At 73.3% G+C, this 19,669-nt stretch carries 20 protein-coding genes and 1 pseudogene; 6 read left to right on the forward strand and 15 right to left on the reverse strand.

Annotation, left to right across the window (positions count from 1 at the left end; translation table 11 throughout):
* Positions 1-44 precede the first annotated feature (44 nt).
* The 8 genes and pseudogenes from ABH925_RS00435 to ABH925_RS00470 form a co-directional block, all read right to left on the reverse strand.
* Positions 45-338, reverse strand: a pseudogene (locus ABH925_RS00435) (helix-turn-helix domain-containing protein); the annotation flags it as partial.
* A gap of 37 nt (positions 339-375) precedes the next feature.
* Positions 376-900: a DUF6879 family protein gene (locus tag ABH925_RS00440; RefSeq protein WP_370144455.1), complete on the reverse strand. Its 525-nt coding sequence runs from the start codon at positions 898-900 to the stop codon at positions 376-378.
* A complete protein-coding gene (locus ABH925_RS00445) occupies positions 872-1,246 on the reverse strand; it encodes a hypothetical protein (RefSeq protein WP_370144457.1) in 375 nt (124 codons plus the stop codon). The genes ABH925_RS00440 and ABH925_RS00445 overlap by 29 nt, the downstream gene beginning before the upstream one ends.
* A 54-nt stretch (positions 1,247-1,300) precedes the next feature.
* Positions 1,301-2,671, reverse strand: coding sequence for an FAD-dependent oxidoreductase (locus ABH925_RS00450; RefSeq protein ID WP_370144459.1), 1,371 nt, complete (start codon positions 2,669-2,671; stop codon positions 1,301-1,303).
* A 42-nt stretch (positions 2,672-2,713) separates the two neighbouring features.
* Entirely contained in the window at positions 2,714-3,961 is a 1,248-nt protein-coding gene (locus ABH925_RS00455) for a cation:proton antiporter (protein WP_370144461.1), read from the reverse strand.
* 208 nt (positions 3,962-4,169) lie between these two features.
* A complete protein-coding gene (locus ABH925_RS00460; RefSeq protein ID WP_370144463.1) occupies positions 4,170-4,745 on the reverse strand; it encodes a hypothetical protein in 576 nt (191 codons plus the stop codon).
* A gap of 167 nt (positions 4,746-4,912) precedes the next feature.
* Positions 4,913-5,938 carry a ribonuclease BN gene (locus ABH925_RS00465; RefSeq protein WP_370144465.1) on the reverse strand — a complete coding sequence of 342 codons (1,026 nt, stop codon included), beginning with the start codon at positions 5,936-5,938 and terminating at the stop codon, positions 4,913-4,915.
* A gap of 141 nt (positions 5,939-6,079) precedes the next feature.
* Entirely contained in the window at positions 6,080-6,610 is a 531-nt protein-coding gene (locus ABH925_RS00470; RefSeq protein ID WP_370144943.1) for a hypothetical protein, read from the reverse strand.
* Between ABH925_RS00470 and ABH925_RS00475 the strand changes: the two genes are divergently transcribed.
* Positions 6,609-6,779, forward strand: a complete 171-nt coding sequence (locus ABH925_RS00475; RefSeq protein WP_370144921.1) for a CGNR zinc finger domain-containing protein — start codon at positions 6,609-6,611, stop codon at positions 6,777-6,779. The two genes, ABH925_RS00470 and ABH925_RS00475, sit on opposite strands and share 2 nt — an antisense overlap.
* A gap of 94 nt (positions 6,780-6,873) precedes the next feature.
* Here ABH925_RS00475 and ABH925_RS00480 read toward each other — a convergent pair whose 3' ends face one another.
* Positions 6,874-7,575 carry a TetR/AcrR family transcriptional regulator gene (locus ABH925_RS00480; protein WP_370144467.1) on the reverse strand — a complete coding sequence of 234 codons (702 nt, stop codon included), beginning with the start codon at positions 7,573-7,575 and terminating at the stop codon, positions 6,874-6,876.
* 128 nt (positions 7,576-7,703) lie between these two features.
* Between ABH925_RS00480 and ABH925_RS00485 the strand changes: the two genes are divergently transcribed.
* Complete coding sequence (locus tag ABH925_RS00485) at positions 7,704-9,365, forward strand: MDR family MFS transporter (protein ID WP_370144469.1); 1,662 nt, start codon at positions 7,704-7,706, stop codon at positions 9,363-9,365.
* Between the two features lie 57 nt (positions 9,366-9,422).
* Here the strand turns inward: ABH925_RS00485 and ABH925_RS00490 are convergent, their stop codons facing one another.
* Positions 9,423-9,947: an Lrp/AsnC family transcriptional regulator gene (locus ABH925_RS00490; protein ID WP_370144471.1), complete on the reverse strand. Its 525-nt coding sequence runs from the start codon at positions 9,945-9,947 to the stop codon at positions 9,423-9,425.
* Positions 9,948-10,111: 164 nt separating this feature from the next.
* Between ABH925_RS00490 and ABH925_RS00495 the strand changes: the two genes are divergently transcribed.
* A complete protein-coding gene (locus ABH925_RS00495; RefSeq protein WP_370144473.1) occupies positions 10,112-11,095 on the forward strand; it encodes a hypothetical protein in 984 nt (327 codons plus the stop codon).
* Positions 11,092-12,345 carry a fumarylacetoacetase gene (gene fahA, locus ABH925_RS00500; RefSeq protein WP_370144475.1) on the forward strand — a complete coding sequence of 418 codons (1,254 nt, stop codon included), beginning with the start codon at positions 11,092-11,094 and terminating at the stop codon, positions 12,343-12,345. The genes ABH925_RS00495 and fahA overlap by 4 nt, the downstream gene beginning before the upstream one ends.
* Positions 12,346-12,403: 58 nt before the next feature.
* On the opposite strand, the gene ABH925_RS00505 is transcribed toward fahA, so the two are convergent.
* The 4 genes from ABH925_RS00505 to ABH925_RS00520 all read right to left on the reverse strand — a co-directional run bounded on the left by ABH925_RS00505 (position 12,404) and on the right by ABH925_RS00520 (position 16,169).
* Positions 12,404-12,601, reverse strand: coding sequence for a hypothetical protein (locus ABH925_RS00505; RefSeq protein WP_370144477.1), 198 nt, complete (start codon positions 12,599-12,601; stop codon positions 12,404-12,406).
* Between the two features lie 109 nt (positions 12,602-12,710).
* A complete protein-coding gene (locus ABH925_RS00510; protein WP_370144479.1) occupies positions 12,711-13,730 on the reverse strand; it encodes an alpha/beta fold hydrolase in 1,020 nt (339 codons plus the stop codon).
* A 196-nt stretch (positions 13,731-13,926) separates the two neighbouring features.
* Positions 13,927-15,441 (reverse strand): sensor histidine kinase, encoded by a 1,515-nt coding sequence (locus ABH925_RS00515; RefSeq protein ID WP_370144481.1) that lies wholly within the window; start codon positions 15,439-15,441, stop codon positions 13,927-13,929.
* Positions 15,438-16,169, reverse strand: a complete 732-nt coding sequence (locus ABH925_RS00520) for a response regulator transcription factor (protein WP_370144483.1) — start codon at positions 16,167-16,169, stop codon at positions 15,438-15,440. The genes ABH925_RS00515 and ABH925_RS00520 overlap by 4 nt, the downstream gene beginning before the upstream one ends.
* A gap of 139 nt (positions 16,170-16,308) precedes the next feature.
* Here ABH925_RS00520 and ABH925_RS00525 point away from each other — a divergent pair, with 139 nt between their 5' ends.
* Positions 16,309-17,700: a ferric reductase-like transmembrane domain-containing protein gene (locus ABH925_RS00525; protein WP_370144485.1), complete on the forward strand. Its 1,392-nt coding sequence runs from the start codon at positions 16,309-16,311 to the stop codon at positions 17,698-17,700.
* Between the two features lie 12 nt (positions 17,701-17,712).
* Positions 17,713-18,249: an FMN-binding protein gene (locus ABH925_RS00530; RefSeq protein ID WP_370144487.1), complete on the forward strand. Its 537-nt coding sequence runs from the start codon at positions 17,713-17,715 to the stop codon at positions 18,247-18,249.
* A gap of 47 nt (positions 18,250-18,296) precedes the next feature.
* Here the strand turns inward: ABH925_RS00530 and ABH925_RS00535 are convergent, their stop codons facing one another.
* Positions 18,297-19,478 (reverse strand): CaiB/BaiF CoA transferase family protein, encoded by a 1,182-nt coding sequence (locus ABH925_RS00535; RefSeq protein ID WP_370144922.1) that lies wholly within the window; start codon positions 19,476-19,478, stop codon positions 18,297-18,299.
* Positions 19,479-19,669: the final 191 nt, after the last annotated feature.

The following is a 19,669-nucleotide window of genomic DNA, read 5'->3' on the forward strand; positions in this document are numbered from 1 at the left end:
GCACCGTAGGGACGGCCGGAATCCGGCCTCAAGGGAGTTGCGGATAGTCCGGTGCCGTGGACCTTCCGCCATTCCCGGTACATCAGATCGACCGCGCGGGCCGCTGCGATAAGGTCCGCCGCCTGGTCCTGTGCACCGCAGGCGGTGCACCACGCTCGGATGTCCGCGTCCGAGGGGACGGCCTGGGCATCCTGGAGCCGGGAGGTCTTGGCGGGGTGCCACCCGCACCGGGCAGACAGCTCACGCCCGGTCAGCCCCGCGTCCTTTCGGATGTCCGAGAGGCGTGCCGCGATGGCCTTGCGCGCGGCGACGACGCTGGACGAGGGGGAGTTCGGCATGAGTTGTTCAGTCCGGTGCTCGAAGTTGGAGAGGCGCTCAGACGCTGAATTTCTCGTGCGGGATACCGCGTTCCCACACGGCCTCGAACGCCGAGGAACAGAGCGTCACCGTGGCCGGGTCCTCGGTGAAATCGACATCGGTCCACCGGCCGCTGCCGTCGAAGATGTTGAACCGCGCGAGTCGGCCGTCGAACAACCAGAAGTCGTTTCCTGGTAGGGCAATGTTCGATGCCAGGCGACGGGGAAGCCAGCGGACCTGCTCACCGGCCCCCACGATGACCGCAGTGCCCGTGTGCTCGAACCGGATGTAGTCGGATACCGGCTCCGAGACGATCCGGGCCCGGCGCATGACCACGCCACGAGCGACGGCCTCCGAGACGATCTCGACCCAAAGGGACCAGTAGTCTGCGCTGGGGTCCGTGTTGGCCTCGCCGGTGGCCGTCCACCTGTCGAAGTCCTCCAATTCGCCCGTGACACCGTAGGAGTCCCGCATCTCCAGATGTACGGCGGAGCGCTGAGTCTCCTTCAGGAGCTCAGCGAAGCTCTCCACGCTCTGCGACATCGCATGCCTCTCGCATCGCCTTGACCATGCGTGCCGGAATCCGAACTACGGTTTCGTGGTCGGGGATCGGACCGGCCGCGCGGCACTCGGCCTCGGTGTCCTCATCAATCCGCCACCCCTGGATGACGAAATCAGCGGTTGCCTCATCGACGAAGATCGTAGGTGAGCCGTTGACCCCGGACTTGTCGTCCTTCGCGATGCACCGTAGCGCCGTGGTGATCTCCTGTGTCCAGTCGGTTGCACGTCCTTGCGACCATCCCGCTGGCGGGGCATTACCGTCAAGGGCGCACGCAGCCGCGTGTGCTTCGGACTCGGTCGAGCCGCAGGCCCGATGGAGCTGCGACATGTTTCTGTCGTCAGACCTGCCGCACCATGCGTGCCGGGATGCGGATCACGGTCTTCAGGCGGACGCGGCGCGGGAGGCGATCTTGCGGGCGGCTACCTGGACCGGGTCCCAGACCGGGGAGAACGGCGGGGCGTAGCCGAGGTCCAGGGAGACCACCTGATCGACCGTCATCCCCGCGGTCAGCGCCACGGCGCCGATGTCCACCCGCTTCGCTGCTCCCTCGCGGCCGACGATCTGCAGCCCCAGCAGCCGCCCGGTGCCCTGCTCGGCCAGCATCTTCACGGTCATCGGTGCCGCACCGGGGTAGTAGCCTGCCCGGCTGGTGGACTCGATGACGGCGGCGGTCCAGTCGAGACCGGCCGCGGTGGCCTCGCGTTCGAGCAGCCCGGTACGGGCGATCTCCAGCGAGCAGACCTTGCTCACCGCGGTGCCGACCACGCCCGGGAAGGAGGCCTTGCCGCCGCCGATGTTGGTGCCGATCACCAGGCCGTGCTTGTTGGCGTGGGTGCCCAGCGCGATGTGCTGGTGCCGTCCGGAGACCCGGTTCAGCACCTCGACGCAGTCCCCGCCCGCCCAGACCCCGTCGACGCCGGGCACGCGCATCTCCGCGTCGGTCCGCAGCCCGCCGGACTCGCCCAGCGGCAGCCCGGCCGCGCGGGCCAGCGCGGTCCTCGGCCGCACGCCGAGGCCGAGCACCACCACGTCGGCCGGGTACTCGCCGGCCGTGGTGACCACGGCCCGGGGGTGGCCGTCCGGGCCCAGCCGGACCTCCCTGGCCTCCGCCCCGGACACCACCTCGATGCCCATGCCGGTCATCGCCTCGCGGACCAGCCGGCCCATGTCCGGGTCGAGTGTGGACATCGGCTCCGGCGACCGGTGCACCATGGTCACCGTCAGGCCGCGCTGCACCATCGCCTCGGCCATCTCGACGCCGATGTATCCGCCGCCGACCACCACCGCCCGGTGGCACTCCCGGTCCAGGGTGGCCAGCAGTGCCGCGCCGTCGTCCAGGGTCTGCACCCCGTGCACGCCCGGTGCGTTGAAGCCGGGCAGGTCGTCCGGGCGCAGCGGTTCCGCGCCGGTGGCGATGACCAGCTGGTCGAAGCCGGTCCAGGACGACTCGCCGGTGTCGACGTCGCGGCTGTGCACCCGGCGGCGGTCCAGGTCGATCCGGGTCACCTCGGTGCGCATCCGCAGGTCGATCCCGCGCGCCCGGTGCTCCTCCGGGGTGCGGGCGATCAGGCTGTCCCGGTCGGCGACCTGGCCGCCGACCCAGTACGGGATCCCGCAGGCCGAGTAGGAGCTGAAGTGGCCCCGCTCGAACGCGGTGATCCGCAGGTCGTCGGCGCCGCGCCGGCGCCTGGCCTGGGAGGCGGCGGACATGCCGGCCGCGTCCGCGCCGATCACCACGAGATGTTCCGTCACCGTTCGCCACCGCCGTAGGAGTTGGGCTGTTGCTCAGCGACCCTACTGGGTGGCGGGCCCGGTCGCGGGTTGCCCCGCACCTCCTGGCGTTCCAGCAACTCCTGGCGTTCCGGCACCCCCTGGCGTTCCAGCGCCCTCCGGCGTGCCGGCGGGCCCCTCGGTCCCGTCTGTGGTTCGGGCGGCGCGGGCACCGGCCAGGGCCGCGGCGGCGATGGTCACCAGCGCGCCCAGCATCAGCGCGGCCGCCTCGCCGGGCTGCAGCAGGTGCAGCTGGGTGCCCAGGGCCGCCGCCGCGACCGGGACGCCCAGCTGCGCTGAGGCCAGCGCCCCGATGGCGAGCGGCTGCCCGCTGATGCGGGCGGCGCAGTGCACCGCGATCGCGCCCGCGCCCAGCAGCAGGCCGACCAGGACGAAGGACGGGTGCCGGCCCAGCTCGCGCAGGTCCAGCGAAGCGCCCAGCCACAGGAAGAACAGCGGCCCGAGGAAACCCTCGGTGAGCGCGAACAGCTGCCTCGCCAGCCGTCTGGGCTCGCCGATGGCGGCCACCACCAGCCCGAAGGAGAAGCCGGCCAGCATGATCGAGACGTGGGTACTGGTCGCCAGCGCGGCCAGCGAGAACAGCACCGTCAGGCTGATCCGCAGCTCCAGCGCGAAGGAGCGGTGCCGCGAGAGCCGGTGCACCCGGCGCCGGAAGCCGTTCCGCTCCCCGTGCCGGAGCACCAGGAACAGCACCGCCGCGCAGCCGGTCAGCGCCAGTGCGCCCAGGGCGGCCCGGACCGCGTGCTTGAGGTCGATGGCCAGTGGCAGCGCCACGATGCAGACCGTGTCGGCCACCGCGACCTGCGGCAGCAGCTGCAGCACCGCCGGGCCGGTGAGTCGCAGCGAGTCCACGATGGGCAGGATCAGCGCGGCCGAGGAGGAGGCCAGCAGCACGGTGTAGAGGGCGGTGTGGCCGGTGCCGAAGGCGGTGGCGATGCCCAGGGCCGGCAGCACCGCCAGCGCGCCGATGCCCAGGGCGCGCAGCGACCCGAGCCGCAGCGCGGTGCGCAGGCTGGGGTCGCGCACCGGGACGTGCGCGCCCGCGACGAACATCATCAGCGCGAAGCCGATGTCGGCCAGGAAGGCGAAGGTCGGGTTGCCCGCGTGCAGATAGCCGACCACGGTGGGTCCGAGCACCACCCCGGCGGCCAGCTCGCCCACGACCACCGGCAGATGCCAGCGCTGCGGCAGCGCGAGCAGCGGGCCGAGCAGGGCGGCCAGCGAGATCACCGCCAGCGTCGCGAAACTCATGATGCAGCACCCCTTCTGACGGCGACCGGGTGCCGGCCGCCGCGAACAGTCTCCCCGGCCGCGCCGGATCAGCTGATCATGCCCCTGCGCGCCGGGACGGCCGGACCGGGGGGCGTGCATGCGGCGCGGCGCCGGTCCTCCCGTCGGGCGGGGGACCGGCGCCGTCGTCCGGGACCAGCCGCGGAGGCTGCCCCGTGCGGACCCGGCGTCAGGAGCCGGTGATCACCAGCGTGACGCTGAAGCTGCGCTGGGCGGGGGAGCAGGCCATCGCCTCGCCGCAGCTGGTGCGGGTGGCGCTGAGCTTGGCCGTGCCGGCGCCCTTGGCGACGAACGTCGTGGTGACCGTTCCGCAGCCCTGGCCGGGGTGGCACGTCGGCCCGGGCGGAGCGGCGGAGCCGGCGGTACCGCCCATCTGCTGCAGCAGCTTGGGGGCGGAGTTCACCGGCGCGCTCCAGTAGCTGCTGTGCATGACCAGGACCACGGTGTCGCCCTGGGCGACGGCGACGGTGGTGCCGGCGGAGTGCTCGTCCAGCGTGATGGTGCGGACCGACGAGGCACTGGGGACGGCCGAAGCGGAGCCGGAGCCGCCGCCCGTGCCCGCGCCCGCGTCCGTGCTGGTGCCGGGCGAGGCGGACTGCGTCACGGCACCGCTGGTGCCGGCGGAGGCTACGGCGGAACCGGTGGGCTGGGCTGAGGCTCCGGCGCCGGCCGCGGAGGCGCAGCCGGCCAGGGCCAGGGCGAGCAGCAGGGGAAGCGTGGCGGTGACGAGCCGTCGTGAGGCCATGATCGTCCTTTCCGTCGGTGCGGGTGGCGCCGATGTGACGGCTCCGCCCCGGGAGTGGTTCCCTCGCGGCCGGAGTGGCTTCCCGGCGATGGGTTCGGCGCGGTTCGGCGCGCCCGCTGACGGCGCGGCGCTCGGTCGGCCGGTCAGCCGGTCGGCCCGTCGGCCGGTCAGCCGGTCGGCTGGCCGGCGGGTGGGTCGGCCGGTCGCGGCGGCGGGTGGTAGCGGACCAGACCGTTGACCGGCGGCTCCTGGGCCAGCACCGCGCCGATGGTCACCGCGAAGGTGACGGCCGCGCAGATGGCGATCAGCCAGGACAGCAGCGTCAGCACCAGCCCGAGCGACCCGTAGTCGGATATCGCCCGGTTCATCGCGGCCGGCAGGTAGAACCGGGCCGTCAGCGACAGGGAGGCCAGTGTCCCGGCCACCAGCAGAGCCCCGGGCAGCAGCGGCAGCCAGGCCACCCGGGAGGCCAGCAGCAGGTGCTGGGTCCACCACGCGCCGCAGACCTCGGCCAGGAAGGTCAGTGGCACGCCCAGCCACAGGCCGGCCCCGAAGCCGTCCCGCAGCGGCCCCTGGCACACCAGCAGCACCAGCAGTACCAGCACCCAGACCAGCCAGCGCCAGGCGGCGGCCCGGGCGGGCGCCTTGGGCAGCAGCCAGGCCCGCGAGCAGACCCGGGCCATCGCCCGGCTGAAACTGGTCGCGGAGATCAGCGCCATCAGCAGGCCGACGATCCCGCTGGTCTCCCGGAGCTGGGCGGCGCCGTCGTTGGCCTCCAGCACCTGGGTCAGCTGCGCGTCGCCGGCGCCGTCCAGGGCGAACACCGAGCGCAGCGAGTCGTGCAGCTGGTTGCGCACCGCGGGCGGGGCGAACGCGGCGATGGCGAACAGCAGCGGGACGGTGGTCAGGAAGGCCTGCGCGGCCAGCCGGGTCGCGGCGTCCAGCAGATTGGCGGTCAGCAGACGCGACGTCAGTTCGGTGAGCACCGGAAAGCGCCGCTCGGCCTCCAGCCGGGTGCTCTCGAACGCGGCCCTGGCTCGCGCGGAGCGACCCGGCGGTCTGGTCCCCGAAGCACCGTCAGGCTCCTCGGGAGCGCCGCTCCCCGGGTCGGGTTCGCCACCGCTCCTGCCGGGTTCGCCCGGTTCGCCGGCGTCTCCGGCGTCTCCGGCGTCTCCCGGGGCGGAGCTGGACATGCGGGCCTCCCGGCGACACCACGGATGTCTGCGACCCTAAGCGGCCCCACCGCCCCGCGCACCCGGAGCGCACCCCGGTCCCCCGTCCGGCCCAAGGCCCTGCGGCCAACCTCAGCTCCGCGGAACTCGCGCCAGGGCCCGTCACGACCTGCGGGGCCACCCTGCGGAGTCCGAACGCATCGTCAGCGAGCCACGAGACGGCCGCCACCGGCACGAGAGCTGGTACGCGGCGAGGACGAGGCAGAGGGCGGCCATGGCGGTCCACAACACTGTCGGGCCCGCGCGTTCGAGGATCTGGGTGCCGACGAGCGGGGCGGCGACGGTGGCGATTCCCCAGCTGACGCCGTAGACGGCGAGGTAGCGGCCGGTGCCGCCGGGCGGGGCGAGGTCGGCGACCTGGGCGTGGGCCCGTCCGAGGATCAGCAGGTCGCCCAGACTCCAGACCACGGTGGCCGTCAGCGAGGTCGGCAGGGTGTGCGCCGCGGCGAAGCCGGCCAGACCGGCAGCGAGCAGGAGGGAACAGGCCGTCGTGCTGAACGCGCTGCTGCGCTCGAACGGGGCCAGGCCGCAGCTGGACCGGGTCGTGGGCGAGCCCTGGCAGGTGCACTTCCATGGCGCGGACGACTCGCTCGCCGTCGGGTGGAGCGCCGGCTGTGCGACCGGGCTGGCCATGGTGATCGGCGGCGGCCTCGCCGGTCGCCTCGGCGTCTGCCAGGCGGCCCGGTGCGATCGGGTCTACGTCGACACCTCGCGCAACGCCGCCCGGCAGTTCTGTTCGACGGCGTGTCAGAACCGGGCCAAGGCCGCTGCCTTCCGCGCCCGTCGAGCCACGAGGCCCTGACCCGCCTGGCTCGGGCGGCCGGGCCCCGCGCCGGTCGCGCCGGGGTCGCGCCGGGAGGGCTGGGCGATGCGGGCGCGACCCGGCGCGCCGGGGGTCAGCCTGCGGTATCGGGGGCGGGGGCTGCTTCCAGGCCGGCGATGAGGACCTGGAAGCCCCAGGTCAGGCGGGCGCGGCTGGTGCCGGACAGCAGGTCGTCACCCAGGGCGGCGATGTGGGGGTGCCGCTCGGGGGAGGCGCCGTGCAGGGCGGCGGCGAGGGCGTCCCACTCGTCCTGGCTGTCGATGGAGCGCCTGTGGGCGGACTGTTCGGCCGCCGTCGCGGTCGCGTACTGCAGCAGCAGGTCGACCGCCCAGGCGGCGCGCTCCGGCGCGACCTTGCCCTCGCTCATCAGGGCCAGCAGAACCTCGACCAGGTCGAGGTAGTGCGCTCCGGACGGGCGCGCCACCAGGGCGGAGCGGGCCAGTGACGGGTGTTCGATCAGCACCGCGAGGTAGGAGGTCAGCACCGCGGCCACCCGGTCCCGCCAGGGGCCGTCGGTTCGGGCCGGGTTCAGGTCCACCTCGGCCAGCAGCTCGTCCAGGATCCCCGCGTGCAGCTCGGCGGTGTTGCGGAAGTAGACGTAGAACGACGCGGGTCCGGTGTCCAGCTCCTGCGACAACCGGCGCATGGTCACCCGGTCGAGGCCCTCGGCGCGCATCACGTCGACGGCGGTGGCGATGATCCCGTCCCTGGTGAGGGCGGGCTTCGCGGGGCGCTCGCGCCGGCTGCGCGGCGCGGGGGGCGGCTCGGCGGTCATGGGGTCACGGTAACGAACATGTTCGTTGGAGGCCAGTCGCATGCCGCGACGGAACGAACTTGTTCGTAACGAACATGTTCGTTACGCTCGAAAAGCCAGCCCTTCTCGTCCTCAGGGAGCTGATCACCATGCGCGCCACCACACGCAGAACACCCGTCACACCCGGCACGCCGGCCACCCCCGAGCCACCCGACACACCCGCCGGGCCGGGCCGCGAAGGCCCCGTCCCGGCCGCATTCGCGAGCGCGCGCAACATCCGCTGGGTCCTGCTCGGGGTCATGCTCGCGATGCTCCTGGGCATGCTCGACAACATGATCGTCGGCACCGCGATGCCGACGATCGTCGGCGAACTCGGCGGACTGAGCCTGCTGTCCTGGGTGGTCTCCGCCTACACCCTGGCCACCGCCGCATCCACTCCGCTGTGGGGCAAGCTCGGCGACCTGTACGGCCGCAAGCAGGTCTTCCTCACCTCGATCGTGGTCTTCCTACTGGGCTCGGGCCTCTCCGGTGCCGCGCAGACCATGGACCAGCTGATCGGCTTCCGGGTGCTGCAGGGCATCGGCGCGGGCGGCCTCGCGGTCGGCGCGTTCGCGATCATCGGCGAACTGGTCGCGCCCCGGGAGCGGGCGAGGTACCAGGGGATGATGGCGACCGTGATGGCCCTGGCCACGGTCGGCGGGCCGCTGCTGGGCGGCTTCCTGACCGAACATGCGGGCTGGCGCTGGGCCTTCTACCTCAACCTGCCGCTCGGCGTGGTCGCGCTGGTGTGGTGCCAGGCGATGCTGCACCTGTCGAAGCGGCGCGCCGACGTGCGGATCGACGCGGTGCGGATCGACGCGGTGCGGATTGACTACCTGGGCGCGGTGCTGCTGACCGTCACCATCACCGCCGTCGTGCTGATGACCACCTGGGGCGGTACTCAGTACGCCTGGGGGTCGGACCGGGTGCTGGTCACCATCGTGGTCGCGGTGCTCGGCCTGGCGGCCTTCCTGTGGTCGCAGGCCCGCGCCTCCGAACCGGTGCTGCCGCTGGGCCTGTTCCGCAACCGCAATGTGAGCCTGTCCGCGTTCCTTGCGCTGGTCACGGGTGTGGCGATGTTCGGCGCGGTGAGCTTCCTGCCACTGTTCCAGCAGACGGTCCAGGGCGCGTCGGCCGCCAACTCGGGCCTGTTGCTGCTGCCGATGATGATCCCGATCATCCTGGTCTCGCAGATCGTCGGCCGGGTCATGGCAGCGACCGGACGGTACAAGGTCTTCCCGATCCTGGGCGCCGGGCTGCTGAGTGTCGGCAGCTTCCTCCTGTCGACCACGGACACCTCCACCGGCCGCCTGACCGCCGGTCTGTTCATGGCGGTGTTCGGCGCGGGCCTGGGCTTCCTGATGCAGATGGTGGTGATGATCGCCCAGAACAGTGCAGAGCTCAAGGACATGGGCGCCGTCTCCGGCGCGGCCACGCTGTTCCGCACGCTCGGGGGTTCCGCGGGTGTCGCGCTGTTCGGCGCGCTCTTCAACCGTCGGGTCAGTGCCGGGATGGCCGGGCAGCCCGGTGGCGCCACGGCCCACGGCGACCAGCTGGACCCGTCGGCGCTGGGCACCCTCCCCGACGGGGTCAGGCACGCCTACCTGCACGCGGTCTCGTCCGGCATCGACAGCATCTTCCTGTGCTGCGGCCTGCTCTGCGCGGCCGGGTTCGTCGCGGCCTGGTTCATCCAGGAGATCCCGCTGCGCGGCCGACCGGGCGCCGGCCCGGGCGGGCCCGCGAAGGACGCATCCGGGGTCGCCGCCCGGTAGCCGGTCGCTGCCCGGTCGATGACGGTGGCTCGGGGACGAGAGGTTCAGCCGGGAGATTCAGCTGAGGGGCGTGGTCCGGTAGGCGGGGACGCGGGTGGGGCGGGGGCGCTGTTCGGAGTCCAGCAGCGGGAGCCGGCGCGGCGCGACCACCTGGGACAGCGCGATGACACTGGTCGAGCGGACCACGGCCGGGATCCGGCTGATCCGGATCAGGGTGTCCTGCAGGTGCTGGTGCGAACGGGCGGCGACCCGGCAGTTCACGTCCGCCGGACCGGTGGTGCCGTAGGCCTCGACGATCTCCGGCACCCGGGCCAGCTCATCGGCGATCTGGTCCAGCCCGCCCTGGGCGATCTCCAGGCTGACGAAGGCCAGCACCGGGTAGCCGGCCGCGGGCAGGTCCAGGTCCGGACCGTAGCCGGTGATCACACCGGACTCCTCCAGCCGCTGGACCCGCGCCTGCACGGTCGCCCGGGACACCCCGGTGAGCCGGGACAGCTCCAGGAAACCCGTGCGCGGGTGCTCCGACAGCGCCCGGATCAGCAGGGTGTCCAGCTGGTCGAGCTTGCTGCGCAGTTCTTCCATGCCGGGTCCCTTGGCGAGTGTTGTGCTGTACAGAATGCCCAGGTCGGGCGGAGGATATTGTCCCAGGAGCCAGTTGGGCCGTCTACTTCCGCACGGTACGACAGGCGGCAGCTGGACACGATGTGGCAGCGCGACACGACGCGGCAGTGAGAGGGGAGCGGGCCATGACCCAGTCCGAGGTCCGGGGCGGGACGTTGGTCCCCGTCCTGTTGCGCGGTCTGTGCGACGACGCGGCGATGTTCCCGCCCGGCGAGGCACCGCCGGTGGAGGCCGTTCCGGCCCACCGGGTGCACCGGGCCGCCTGGTACGCGCCGCTGGTCGGCCCGTTCCTGGTCGGCGCGGCGCAGCTGGCGCCGCTGGCCGAGGAGGTGCCGTGGACCCGCCCCGGCAGCGTGCCCGCGCAGGGCGCCGTGCTGGTGGTGCCGCGCGGTCCGCGCGGACTGCGGGCGGCGCTGGGCACGGCGGCGGAGGTGCTCCCCGGGGCCGGGTTCGAGCTGGTCGGCGTGGAGCTGGCCTGCGGTCCGGACGGAACCCCGGCCGAGGCCGCGCGCGAGGCGGCGGAGGCCCTGGACGCACTGCTGCCGCCCGGCGTGGGCGGCGTGGTCGAGGTCCGGCGCACCGCGCCCGGCCCGAACAGCGGCGAAGGCACAGGCGAAGGCACACCGGACGTCGGCCGGACCGGTAGCGAGCTGGACGGCGCGCTGGACGTGCTCGCCGCCACGCCCTACCGGGCCAAGCTGCGCACCGGGGGCCTCACTGCCGCGGCCTTCCCCGGCACGGGAGAGCTGGCCGGGTTTGTCTCCGGCTGCGTCGACCGTGGGCTGCCGTTCAAGTGCACCGCCGGGCTGCATCACGCGGTCCGGCACACCGACCCCGCGACGGGATTCGCCCACCACGGCTTCACCAACATCCTCGCCGCCACCCACGCGGCTCTCGGCGGCGCCACCCGGGCCCGGCTCGCCGACATCCTGGAGTGCCGGTCCGGAACCGAACTCGCCGCCGACCTGCGCACCCTGACCGGGGACCAGGCGGCCGCCGTGCGCGCAGCCTTCACCGGCTACGGCACCTGCAGCATCGCCGAGCCGCTGGCCGAACTGGCCGAACTCGGCCTGATCACCCTTCCGTCCGCGCATCTGGAGTCCGTATGACCACCGCCACCTGGCTGGACCTGCCCGAGGACAGCCTGTTCGGCCTGGCCAACCTGCCCTACGGAGTGTTCAGCCGACCCGGCTCCGCCGACGACCGGCGCCGGCTCGGCGTGCGGATCGGCGACCAGGTGCTGGACCTCGGCGCGGCGGCGCGCGCCGCCGGGGCACCCTCCGAGCTGCTCGACGCGCCTTCGCTGCTGGACTCTCCTTCACTGAACGCGCTGCTCGCCGCCGGGCGTCCGGCCTGGACGGCGCTCCGCGGCACCGTCACCGGCTGGCTCACCGACCCGGCCCACCGGGCGGCCGTCGAGCCGCAGCTGCACCCGCTCACCGAGGTGCGGCTGCACCTGCCGTTCGAGCCGGCCGACTACGTCGACTTCTACGCCTCCGAGCACCACGCGTCCAACCTCGGCGCGCTGTTCCGGCCCGGCACCGAGCCGCTCACGCCCAACTGGAAGCACCTGCCGATCGGCTACCACGGCCGGGCTGGCTCGCTGGTGGTGTCCGGCACCCCGGTGGTGCGGCCCAGCGGCCAGCGCAAGGCTCCCGCCGACCCGGCGCCGACCTTCGGCCCCTCGCTGCGGCTGGACATCGAAGCCGAGGTGGGCTTCCTGGTCGGCGCGCCCTCGCCGCTGGGCGAGCCGGTCGCCCTGGGCGACTTCCCCGAGCACGTGTTCGGCGTGTGCCTGGTCAACGACTGGTCCGCGCGCGACCTGCAGGCCTGGGAGTACGTGCCGCTGGGCCCGTTCCTGGGCAAGTCCTTCGCCACCTCGGTCTCGCCGTGGATCGTCCCGCTGGACGCGCTGCGCGAGGCCCGCACCGCGCCTCCGGCCCGGGACGTGCCGCTGCTGCCCTACCTGGACGACACCGGCGCCGACGCCGAGCCCTGGGGTCTCGACCTCACCATGGAGGTGAGCCTGAACGGGCACGTGCTGTCGCGCCCGCCGGCCGGCTCGCTGTACTGGACCGGGGCGCAGCAGCTGGCCCACATGACCGTCAACGGGGCCCCGCTGCGTACCGGCGACTTCTTCGCCTCGGGCACGGTCAGCGGCCCTGAGCCGGACACCCGGGGCTCGCTGATCGAGCTCGCCTGGAACGGCGAGCAGCCGGTCAAGCTCCCGGACGGCAGCACCCGCAGCTTCCTCCAGGACGGCGACGAGGTCACCATCACCGCGACCGCCCCGGCCGGGGACGGCGGCCGCATCGGCTTCGGCGAGGTCACCGGACGGATCCTGCCCGCCGTCGGCTGACGCCGGGGCGGTGCGCGGGCGGCGGGGCTGCGTCGGGTCGCCGCCGGGGGTGCGCGGGTCAGGGCAGGACGCGCTCGACGGCGGCTGCTCCGTGTTCCTCGATCAGCTTCCGGGCCTTCTCGATCCGCTCGGGGGTCAGTTCACGGCCGCTCGCGAGGACGAGGTCCTCGGGGTCGATCGGGTGCTCGGACCCGGTGTGGAGCAACCGGTCCGGGGTGGGCATCCGCTCGTCGGGCTGGTCCTGTGACTGGGACATGAGGAACCTCCGAGGTGACGATCGCAACGGATGGGACTGTCTGGACTGTAGGGCGCACCGGGGCGGTGCGCACCTTCAGCATCCCCCCGTATCCCTCCGTCCGCGCCCTTCAGCCCCCCAGGACCGGAAGCACCGGTACGCAGAGCGGCTCGGTCGCGTGGGCCGGGTCCAGCGCGTTGACGACGTCGTGCAGTGCCACCGGGTCGTAGATGACCGCCAGATGGTCGGCGAAGTCCAGCCCGCACTGGTCCTGCAGGGTGATGTCGCTGACGTGGTCGCCGCTCAGGAAGGCCGAGGCGTAGGGGGTGACCACCTCGTCGTAGCGGGTCTCGATCACCGTGTAGTGGACGCCCGGTACGGTGTCGCCGCCCGCGTTCAGCGCGGTGATGAACGGCGATCCGGCCTCCTGCTGGGCGCAGGCCGCGCAGAGCGAGCCGACGAACGAGGAGCTGCCGGGGAACGCGGCCAGCAGCCCGGTGAGCCCGTCCAGGTCGGTGCCGTGGTTGGACGGTGCCAGGCCGACCAGGGTGTGCACCTTGGCCGCCCCGCCGAGGTACTTGAGGTAGTAGCGCGGCATCATGCCGCCCTGCGAGTGTCCGACGATGTCGACCTGGGCGGCACCGGTCGCGCCGAGCACCTGGTCGACGAAGGCGGCGAGCTGTGCGGCGCTGGTGGGGATGTCGCCGTAGCCCTGGAACAGGTTGCCGGGGGAGCCGCCGTAGTTCAGCGCGAAGACGCAGTAGCCCTCGTCGGCGAGGAGCGGCGACAGCGCCTGCCAGCTGTCGGTCATGTCGCCGAAGGTGCCGTGCACCAGGACGACCGGGCGGGGGTGGGCGGCGCTGGGGTGGCAGGACCAGTCGTTGGCTCCGGGCGGGGCGCTGCCGGGGTCGAACAGTTCGGCGCTGATGCCGGCGGCGAAGCTGTAGGGGACGGGGTAGGACGCGGCCTGTGCCGGCGGCGCCGTGACGCCCAGGGTGAGCAGCGAGAGCGCGGCGGTGGCGACGAGCGCGGTGCAGACTCTGCCGGTGAGGCGGCGTTTGCGGCCCTGGGGGCTGGTCGTGCGAGGGCTGGTCGTGGAGGGGCTGGTCGGGTGGGGTCTGCGGCCGTGGGATCTGGCTCGGGCGGGCATGACGGACCTCCGGATCGTGGGGGAACCGGTTGCCTACCGCTCGGTAGGCTTACTGGAGAGTAGGTATGCGGTAACAAGAACGCAATGCACCTGACACAAACGATCTGACGGACCGTAGGTCCGGCACACAGGCACAACGCCCGCCCCACTGGAGAGGTCACTGCCGCAGCGGTCACTGCCCCGCTCACATGCAGCGTCAGCCGGGGAGATCCAGGCAGAACTCGGTGTGGCCCGGGCGGCTCTCCACGGTGAGCGCTCCGCCGTGGGCGGAGACCACGGCGTGGGCGATGGCGAGGCCGAGGCCGCTGCCGCCGTCGGTACGGGAGCGGCCGCCGCCGCCACGGGTAAAGCGTTCGAACAACTCGTCGCGCAGTTGCTCGGGGATGCCGGGCCCGTCGTCGGTGACGGTCAGCCGGACCCGGGCGTCGGCGCGGCACAGCCGGACCCGCACGGTCGTGCCGGGGGCGGTGTGCAGCCGGGCGTTGGCCAGCAGGTTGCCCACCGCCTGGTGCAGCCGGTCACGGTCGCCGGTGACTGCGACCGGACGTTCGGGCAGGTCCAGCACCCAGCGGTGACCGGGTCCGGCGACCTGGGCATCGGTGGCGGCGTCGATCGCCAGCACGGTCAGGTCCACCTCCTGCCGGACCAGCGGGCGTCCGGCGTCCAGCCGGGCCAGCAGCAGCAGGTCGTCCACGATGCCGCCCATCCGCACCGACTCCGCCTGCACCCGCTCCAGGGCCCGGGCCACTTCGGGGGCCTGCGGCTGCGGGTGCAGCCGGGCCAGTTCGGCGTGGCCGCGGATCGCCGCGAGCGGGGTGCGCAGCTCGTGGCCGGCGTCGGCGGCGAAGCGGCGCAGCCGCTCCTCGGAGGCGTGCCGTCGGGCCAGCGCGTCCTCGACGTGGCCCAGCATCCGGTTGAAGGCGGCACCCACCTGCCCCACCTCGGTGCCCCGGTCGGCCTCCGGCACCCGCGTCGGCAGCTCCACCGCGCCGCTGGCCAGCGGCAGTTCGGTGACCCGTACGGCGGTGGCGGCCACCCGCTCCAGCGGACGCAGCGCCAGCCGCACCCACAGCGCCCCGGCGATCCCGGTGGCGGCGAGGGCGGCCGCGAACACGGTCAGCTCGATCATCTCCAGCCGGTGCACCGCGTCCTCCACCCCGGCCAGCGGGATGCCGGTGACCAGCACGTCCCCGTCCTGTCCGGCGACCGCTCGGACCCGGTAGGCGCCGACGTCGTCCAGCCGGAGATCGTGGACGCTGCCGTCCACCGGCAGCGCGCGCAGCAGGCGCTGCTCCCCGGTGCCGAGGTGGATCGCGTCGTCCGAGGAGGCGGGGTCCGGGGAGTCGTCGGCGTCCCCGTCGACGATCGCGGCCTGGGTGACGGTGCCGCCGGCCAGCCGCGCCCCGAAGGTCCCCACCGACTGGCCCCGGGTGTCGCCCGGCGGGGCGCCGGAGCCACCGTGCTCCAGGCTGGCCGCGTAGCGGACGCCGGACTGGACCAGCTGCTGGTCCACCTTGGACACCAGGAAGTCGTGCAGTGCCACCGTGGTCGCGGTGCCGACCGCGGCGCAGGCGAGCCCGAGCAGGACCAGGAGCCCGGCGATCAGCCGGGCCCGCAGCGTACGCGGCAGCACCCGGGAGACCTGGACCCGTGAGACCCGCAGCCGTGAAACCCGCGGCCGGGCGAGCGGGCGGGGGAGGGGGCGGGTCATCGGGGTTCCCGCAGCACGTAGCCGACCCCGCGCACGGTGTGGATCAGCGGCGGGTGCCCGGCGTCCACCTTCTTGCGCAGGTAGCTGATGTAGAGCTCGACCACGTGCGCCTGGCCGCCGAAGTCGTACGACCACACCGCGTCCAGGATCTGCGCCTTGCTCAGCACCCGGCGCGGGTTGGCGATCAGGTAGTGCAGCAGGTCGAACTCGGTGCGGCTCAGCTCCACCGGGGTCCCGCCACGGAGCACCTCCCGGGTCGCCTCGAAGAGCTCCAGGTCGCCCAGCGCCAGCCGGGGCCCGCGATCGGGCTCGGGCTCGGTGCCGAGCCCGGCCCGGCGCAGCAGGCCGCGCAGCCGCGCCGCGACCTCCTCCAGGCTGAAGGGCTTGGTCACGTAGTCGTCGCCGCCCGCGGTGATCCCGGCGATCCGGTCCTCGACCGCGTCCCTGGCAGTGAGGAACAGCACACACAGGCGGGGCTGCTCGGTCCGGAGTCGCCGCAGCACCTCGAAGCCGTCGAGGTCCGGCAGCATCACGTCCAGCACCACCGCATCCGGCCGGAACAGGTCGGCCTGCGCCAGGGCCGACGCCCCGTCGGCGGCGGTGCGGACCTCCCAGCCGTCATAGGCCAGCACCTGCGCGAGCACCTCGGTCAGGTCGGGTTCGTCGTCGACCACCAGGGCGCGGGGAGCGCGCGCGGTGCTGGGCGGGAGCGGGGGCGGAGTGGACACAGCACCCCATCATGCACCCCGCCGCAAGCCTGTGAGCTGCGTGTGGGTGTCCCCTGTGGAGCCTTGGTTGAGAGGGAACTGAGAGGTGCCGGTGTCAGGGTGGTCTCCGCTGGACATCGAACCGACGCCGAGGAGACCCATGTCGAACACGGTCGGAACGCGCCCCAGGACCGGCGCGCGCCACGGTTCGCCGCCCCCCGGACGCGCCGACGGCGCCGCGCTGCTCGCCCCCGCGCTGCTGATGGCGATCGGCCTGGGTGCGGTGGTGGTGGTGTTCCTGTGGTGGAGTGACACGGGTTCGGTGGTGAGTTCTGGTGCGTGGGTGACGAATGCGGGTCGGTTGTTCGGGTTGTTGGCGGGGTATGCGGCGCCGGTGCTGGTGGTGTTGATGGCGCGGGTTCCGGTGCTGGACCGGACGTTGGGCAGTGACCGGCTGGCGCGGTGGCATGCGATGGGTGGCCGGTACATGGTGGGGCTGGTGTCGGCGCATGTGGTGCTGATCGTCTGGGGGTATGCGCTGACGGACCGGAAGGGGCTGGTGGCGCAGACCACGACGCTGGTGTTCCACTATCCGGACATGCTGAAGGCGACGTTCGGGACGTTGCTGCTGTTCGGGGTGGGTGCGGTGTCGGCGCGGGCGGCGCGGCGGCGGCTGAGTTACGAGGCGTGGTACTACCTGCATCTGGCCACCTATCTGGCGATCTTCCTGACCTTCTTCCACCAGCTCAGCAATGGTGCCGAGTTCGTTCTGGACACCAAGGCCCGGCTGCTCTGGTACGGCCTCTACCTGGGCAGCGCGGCGCTGATCCTCTGGTTCCGCTTCGTCGTCCCGACGCTGTTCGCGCTGCGGCACCGGCTCCGGGTCGCCGAGCTGCGGCCGGAGGGCCCGGGGGTCTTCTCGGTGCTCATCACCGGCCGCCGACTCGACGAACTGGCGGCGGCGACGAAGGCCGGGCAGTTCTTCCGCTGGCGCTTCATGGCCCCCGGGCTGTTCCTGGCCGCGAACCCCTACTCGCTGTCCGCCGCACCCAACCCCCGCTACCTGCGGATCACCGTCAAGGACCTGGGCAGCCACAGCCGGGCCCTGGCCCGGATCCGGCCCGGGACGCGGATCCTGGCCGAGGGTCCGTACGGGGCGTTCACCGCCGCGCGGCGCACCCGGCGCAAGGTACTGCTGCTGGCCGCCGGCGTCGGCATCACCCCGATCCGGGCGCTGTTCGAGACCATCCCGGCCCGGCGCGGCGAGCTGACGCTGGTCTACCGGGCCAGCCGGGCCGAGGACCTGATCTTCCGTCATGAGCTGGAGTCGATCGCCGAACGGCGCGGCGCGCGGCTGCACTACCTGGTCGGCGCCCGCGCCGAGATCGGCGAGCCGCTGCAGGCCAGGACGCTGCTGGCGCTGCTGCCGGACCTGCGCGAGCACGACGTTTACCTCTGCGGCCCGGACGGGATGACCCGCACCGCCCGCGAAGCGCTGGACACGGCCGGGGTCCCGGCCCGCCGGATCCACCACGAGTCCTTCGAGTTCTGAGAGGCACCCCCTGTGAAGCGTCGCACCGTCCTGACCGTGTCCGGCACCGCCCTGGGGGTGGTGCTGCTGCTGGCGGCCAAGCCGCACCAGAACGTCAGCCTGCCGATCCCCGTGGTCGCCGCCCCACCGCAGCCGGTGCCCTCCGGCTCGGGCAGCGCCTCCGGCTCGGGCTCCTCCGGCGCGTCCACGTCCGGTGCATCCTCCTCCGGCTCGACCCCGTCCGGCTCTTCCACGTCCGGCTCTTCCACGTCCCGGTCGGCCGCGCCGGTCTCCGGCGTGCGGTCGGTTACCGGCGGGGCGGTGGACACCCGCTGGGGTCCGGTGCAGGTGAAGGTCACCTTCAACGGTTCGAAGATCACCGCGGTGGACGTGCTGCAGCAGCCGGACGGCAACGACCGCGACATGGAGATCAACGCGCAGGCCATCCCGATCCTCACCCAGGAGGCCCTGGCCGCGCAGAGCGCCACCATCGACGCCGTCTCCGGCGCCAGCTACACCAGCGAGGGCTACATCGCCTCACTCCAGAGCGCCCTCGACGCCGCCAAGTAGACGGAGCTGTGCCCGGCTGTGCCCGCCGGAGGCCGCCCTCTCCGCCGCTACCCGAACTCGGCGCGGACGGCCGCGCTGTGCTCGCCCAGGGCGGGGACGGGCCGCATCGGGGCCTCCCGGTGGTGGACGGTGACCGGGGGCAGCAGGCCCCGCAGCGGGCCGACCGGGGAGTCGAACTCGCGCCAGCGGTCCCGGGCCTGGTGCTGGGGATGGTCGGCGAACTCGGCCATGCTGCGCAGCCGCGCGTTGGCGATGCCGGCGGACTCCAGGTGCCGCAGCAGCTCGTCGCTGTCGTACGCGGCGAAACTCGCCTCCAGGATCTCGTTCAGCTCGGCGTCGTTGCGGAACCGGGCCGGGTTGTCGGCGAAGCGCGGGTCTCGGACCAGGTCGGGACGGGCCAGGACCTGTTCGCACAGGGCGATCCAGTCGCGGTCGCTCTGCACCGACAGGAACACCTGCCCGCCGTCGCCGGCCCGGTAGTGGCCGTAGGGGGAGATGGACGGGTGCCGCGCGCCGGAGCGGGTCAGCGGGGCGTCGCCGTACAGGGCGGTGTAGAGCGGCTGGCCGAGCCACTCGCCGAGCGCGTCCAGCATCGCCACGTCGAAGGAAGTGCCCAGGCCGGTGCGCTCGCGCTCGTAGAGAGCGGTGAGGATGCCCGTGTACGCGTACATCGCCGAGGCGACGTCGGCGAGTGAGGCGCCGGCGCGGGCCGGCTCCTCCGGGGTGCCGGTCAGCGACACCAGGCCGGCCTCGCACTGGACCAGCAGGTCGAAGGCCTTCTTGTCGCGGTACGGTCCGCGGTCGCCGTAGCCGGAGATGCCGCAGACGATCAGCCGTGGCCAGCGCTTGCGCAGTTCCTCCGCGCCCAGCCCGAGCCGCTCGGCCGCGCCGGGGGCGAGGTTCTGCACGAAGACGTCCGCCTGCTCCAGGATCCGGTCCAGCAGGGCCCGGTCCGCCGGGTCCTTGAGGTCCAGGACCACGCTCTCCTTGCCCCGGTTGCACCACACGAAGTACGCGGACAGGCCCTTGGCCGCGCGGTCGTAGTCGCGGGCGAAGTCCCCGCCCGGACGCTCCACCTTGATCACCCGGGCGCCGAGGTCGGCGAGCTGGCGGGTGGCGAAGGGCGCGGAGACGGCCTGCTCCAGGGACACCACGGTCACCCCGGCGAGCGGACCGGGGCTCGGGTCGGTGGCGCTCGGGCCGGCGGCGCTCGGGTCGGTGCTGGGCACGGTGCTGGACACGGCGGGCTCCCCGGTCGGCGGGCGATCACTGACCCGGCTCACGCTAGGAGCCGGGCCCGGGCCTGTCCACCTGCCACATTGTCCGAATCACCGGCCGCCTTCTCCCGCCTCCCGGCCGCGCCACGTCACCCCGCCGGCCGCTCCGCGCGTCACCCCTCCAGGGCCCGCCACCGGGCCCG

This window comes from Streptacidiphilus sp. EB129 (assembly GCF_041262645.1).
Classification (GTDB): Bacteria; Actinomycetota; Actinomycetes; order Streptomycetales; family Streptomycetaceae; genus Streptacidiphilus.